The organism is Collinsella sp. AF20-14LB, assembly GCF_003459505.1.
GTDB lineage: Bacteria > Actinomycetota > Coriobacteriia > Coriobacteriales > Coriobacteriaceae > Collinsella.
In genome coordinates this window covers 1-4,241 of the sequence record NZ_QRWD01000034.1, presented here as the reverse complement: position 1 = coordinate 4,241, position 4,241 = coordinate 1, and the positions used below count along the sequence as shown (strand labels likewise).

At 57.8% G+C, this 4,241-nt stretch carries 4 protein-coding genes; 2 read left to right on the top strand and 2 right to left on the bottom strand.

Features of this window, described 5'->3' with window-relative positions:
• Window positions 1-558: 558 nt before the first annotated feature.
• Window positions 559-1,209, top strand: a complete 651-nt coding sequence (locus tag DWX63_RS10900; RefSeq protein WP_117843723.1) for a GNAT family N-acetyltransferase — start codon at window positions 559-561, stop codon at window positions 1,207-1,209.
• Window positions 1,210-1,823: 614 nt separating this feature from the next.
• On the opposite strand, the gene DWX63_RS11630 is transcribed toward DWX63_RS10900, so the two are convergent.
• Window positions 1,824-1,958: a hypothetical protein gene (locus DWX63_RS11630; RefSeq protein ID WP_255413255.1), complete on the bottom strand. Its 135-nt coding sequence runs from the start codon at window positions 1,956-1,958 to the stop codon at window positions 1,824-1,826.
• 196 nt (window positions 1,959-2,154) lie between these two features.
• A complete protein-coding gene (gene aguA / locus DWX63_RS10890) occupies window positions 2,155-3,276 on the bottom strand; it encodes an agmatine deiminase (RefSeq protein WP_117843721.1) in 1,122 nt (373 codons plus the stop codon).
• Window positions 3,277-3,613: 337 nt separating this feature from the next.
• Between aguA and DWX63_RS10885 the strand changes: the two genes are divergently transcribed.
• The gene (locus DWX63_RS10885; protein ID WP_158559686.1) at window positions 3,614-4,198 is read left to right on the top strand and encodes a helix-turn-helix transcriptional regulator; all 585 of its coding nucleotides are present in this window, start codon (window positions 3,614-3,616) and stop codon (window positions 4,196-4,198) included.
• The last annotated feature ends 43 nt before the right edge of the window (window positions 4,199-4,241 follow it).

The following is a 4,241-nucleotide window of genomic DNA, read 5'->3' as shown; positions in this document are numbered from 1 at the left end:
GCGACGGCGCCGGCGTCGTAGCCGAAGGTCGCGGCGCGCACCTCCCCGGTCATGACGTCGAGGGAGACGGCCTTTATCGAGCGGGCGTGGACGTCGAGGCCGATGAAGGTGGTAGTATCGAGCATGGGAGCCCCTTCCATGAATGCGGCGTGGCCGCCGCGGCTGAATTAGACACTCACCATTGTCGGCCTAATCCGCGGTCTTTCATGCAGCAGGGGCTCTCAATGTTTTATGTCCTGCTCATATCGTCTCTGCCGGCAGTCTGGGATGTTCCTTGGGGTAGTCATTGGGGACGTTCTTTAATGACTGGTCGTTTAAGAACGTCCCCAACGACTACCCAGAATGAGAGTGGATAATCTCCCGTTTTTGGCCTATACCAGCGCTAAAAGTGGGAGATTATCCACTCTCATCGAGCAAGTGTCCGAAAATCCGCCCTCATTCCTTCTTAGGACCCTCCGTCCCCGAGGATTCGAGGCTCGCCTGCCGAATGGTCGATGCGGCCGTCCTGCGTCCATGTCACACTCAGGGGTGGCCTGACCCAACTTGGAAGGAGCCCCCATGAGCCTTGACAACGTAACTCTGCGTGCCGCCACGCTCGATGACCTGGCCGGCATCGCCGCCATCTACAACCAGCTGTGGTGCAACACGCTGCGCAACCGAGGCGACGTCGAAGCCGCCGATTTCTGTGCGCGCTTTAACATCGCCATGCAGCTGCAGCGCTCCCCCATCGCGCTCGTTGCCGAAGCTGAAGGCCGCATCATCGCCGCTTGCTGCATCGGCATCTCCGAAGACGGCAAACCACGCACCAATCCCACGTGGGAGCCCTGCTACAACGAGATGTTCGCCCAGGCAACCGAGATGGCAAAGACCGCCGATGCCAAGCTCGAAGGCTCGCTCTTTGGCGATAGCCGCGAGAAGGCAACAGCCGACCGCTTTGCCGCCACGGGCAACGAATATGCCCAGGGCCAGCTCAACCTGATCATCATCGTGCCCGAATGGCAGGGCAAGGGGCTCGGCCGTGCGCTCATCGACCTTGCGCGCGCCGAACTCGCCAAAGCCGGGTGCACCAAATTCTTCCTGATGAGCGACTGCAACTCCGACTGGCAGTTCTACGAGCACCTCAACATGAAGCGCATCTTGGAGGATCACAGCCAGGACACCGGCGACGGATTTATCGTCTATATGTACGGAGGCGACACGCAGGATTAACTTGCATGTCGCCTCACGGGCTTTCCACAAGATGGCCCAAACCATCAACCAAGACGAGTCAACAAGGCGCGCTCTCCTCGGCAGCAAGGGCATTCGTGCTGTAACGAGTGGTGGAGATGGCCACGCTTGCACACAACTGTCTCGGATAGATAGCGGTCGAGCAGGCGCGCCCATGTGCGTGCGTCAAGACGCTCCTCCGCCCTGCCATACAGCGATCGACGGAGTGCCTCGCCCATAAGGCCGCTAAAATCATCGAGCTCAAGAGCGTGCTTTGGGACAACGTATCCGACCAACGTCCCCACAAACGGGCTGTGCCCATTACACACGCAGCTGTTTATCAATGGTGCAGGCGGAATGTCATCGTCGTCCAGGTCAAATATGTCCAAGTCCAGCTCACCAGAAGCGTATGGGTGTATTCCGCGGTTGAGCATCTTAAAGATATGGACCGCGAGTCCAAAGTCATCCGTCTGAGGCGTAAACACGGGGGCATTCGTGGACGCCGCCAAGCTCTCGAAATCGCTGATGCCGGCTATCTCCATGAGTTAAAGCACTCGAAGGCAATATAGCCGGGAGCGGCGCATGCAGTCCTATGTGTCACATCCGAAAGCGCAAAGCTATACGAGCGCCTTGATCGTATCCATACCCGCACGCGCCGAAACCTCGCAGTCCTTCTGCCCGTTGAGCACGCACTCGAGCAGCGTATCGTATGCGCGCTGGGCTTCGGGAGCCAGATGCGCCCTGTTAAACATGCCCTCGGGTCGCACGTTTCCCTTCGAATCGATTATACAAGCCCCCAATCTGTTTGGTTTCCCCAGATTGTGTGCCCGCACACCCAAGCCGCACGGCCCGCCGTTCAGCTGAAACCACCACACAAAAAGTCCGCCGACCATTGAAGTCGGCGGACTTTCGCGTGCGGACAATCAAGCACTGTTCACCATGGAACTGCTATTTACAGCGCGCCTTGGGCTGCTGCTGGGTGATGCAGTGAATGTTGCCGCCGCCGTAAATAACCTCGCGAGTCATGATACCGATGACTTCACGGTCCGGATAAGCAGCCTGGATATCCTTGAGCGCCTGGGCGTCATTGGGATCGCCGAACTGTGGCACCAGCACCGCCCCGTTGATGGGCAAGAAGTTGAGGTAGCTGGGCTCAAAGGCGTCCTCGGGGGTACGCGGCAGCACGCCCTCGACGGGGTCAATCGTGCTGGCCTCCTCTTCGGTCATATATACCGAGGTCGCAGGCATAATCACCTTGTGGATCTTGAGCTTGCGGCCACGGGCATCCGTCGTCTCGGAAAGCGTCTTATACGCCTCTTGGCACTCCTTGTAGAACTTATGGTTGGGATCATCGGTCCACATGCAGCAGACCTCGCCGGGCGCACTAAAGCATGCGACGTCGTCCACGTGCCCGTTGGTCTCAAACGGGTCGATGCCATCCTTGATCCAAATGACCTTCTCGATGCCCAGGTACTCGGCAAGCTTCTCCTCGATCTGCTCCTTGGTGTACTGGGGGTTGCGGTCCTCATTGAGCAGGCACATCTCGGTGGTCACCACGGTGCCCTGGCCGTCGCAGTTAAACGAGCCACCCTCGAGGATATAATCCTCGGGACGATAGCGGTTAACCTGCTCGAGCTGTGCCACCTGCAAGCCGATACTCGCATCCTTGTCCCACGGGAAATACAGACCGTCGATAAAGCCGCCATACGCGTTAAACTGGAAGTGCGAGAGTGCCACGTCGCCCTTGTCGTTGACAAGAAACGCCGGGCCGGGGTCGCGGATCCAGGAGTCGTTGTACTCCATATGAATCACGCGCACGTTCTCAACGCCATCGAAAATCTCGCACACCGCAGGGAAATCCTCGGCATTGACACCAACGGTGATGGGCTGGAAGCGTGCAACGGTCTTAATAATCTCGGTAAAGACCTTTTGCGCCGGCTTGGCACCACAGCGCCACACATCCGAGCGATGCGGCCACAAAATCCAGGTGCGCTCCTGCTCTTCGTACTCGCCGGGCATGTAGAATCCGTCCTTCTTTGGCGTAGACTCGCTCTCGTAAATGGTCTTCATTTCAAGCTCCTAAATCTCGGTGCTTTTGCTTGACGAGACCATGATGCGGCCGCACCGAGATGTTCTCAATGGTCCCTCGAGCCCCTTTCAGCGACCGACGGTATACCATTCGCTGACCTAAAGTTCTATTCAGGCCGAGAACATGACATACTGGGTTCCACAATGGAAAGGATGCCCTATGCCCCCATGCAATAAACAGCAGACTATTGAGTTGGACAGTACGACCTGGACTGCTCTCAACGAGCTCGCGCTTGCAATCCACGCATCACACGGTGTCGATAAGCTGCAAAAGGAGACCCTCGAGGGAACGACAGGGCTCGTGCCCCATCGGATCGCCATGTTCGACCTGATCGAGGCGGCGGGCAGTGATGCCCCACGCTACGTCCACCCCGCAAGCAGCGGAATGGACGACCGCGCACTGAGCGACTACTACAACCGCTACGCCGCGATGGACTATACAACATGGAGCTTTGACTTACATAAGGTCGGCGTCTACCGCGACCTCGACCTCGTCGACGTCGAGCGACGCGATGCCACGCCCATCTATCGCAAATGGATGGAACCGCAGGGCGTCTACTTTGGCTGTACGGCCACGCTCGCGCACAACGACAGCCCGCTAGGAAGCATCACCCTGTTTCGTGAACGCACGGCCGGAGACTTCACCGACACCGAGCTCGCAATCCTGCTCGAAGTCGCTCGGCACGCGAGCCTCGCGCTCGCCAACCTCTATCCTCGGGGCATTAAACTCACCCAGACAGAAGACACAAACCAGCTAAATGCTTTCATTACAGAACACAATATCCAACCGCGCGAAGCCGAAGTCATGCGGCTCATGCTCGACGGCAAAACGAACAAACAGATGGCAAACGAGCTATTCATAAGCGAGTCAACCGTCAAGAAGCATGTCAACGCCGGCTTATAGGACAAAATGTGTGTCCACTTTAGGGGCGTCGGCGCAGGTCGAT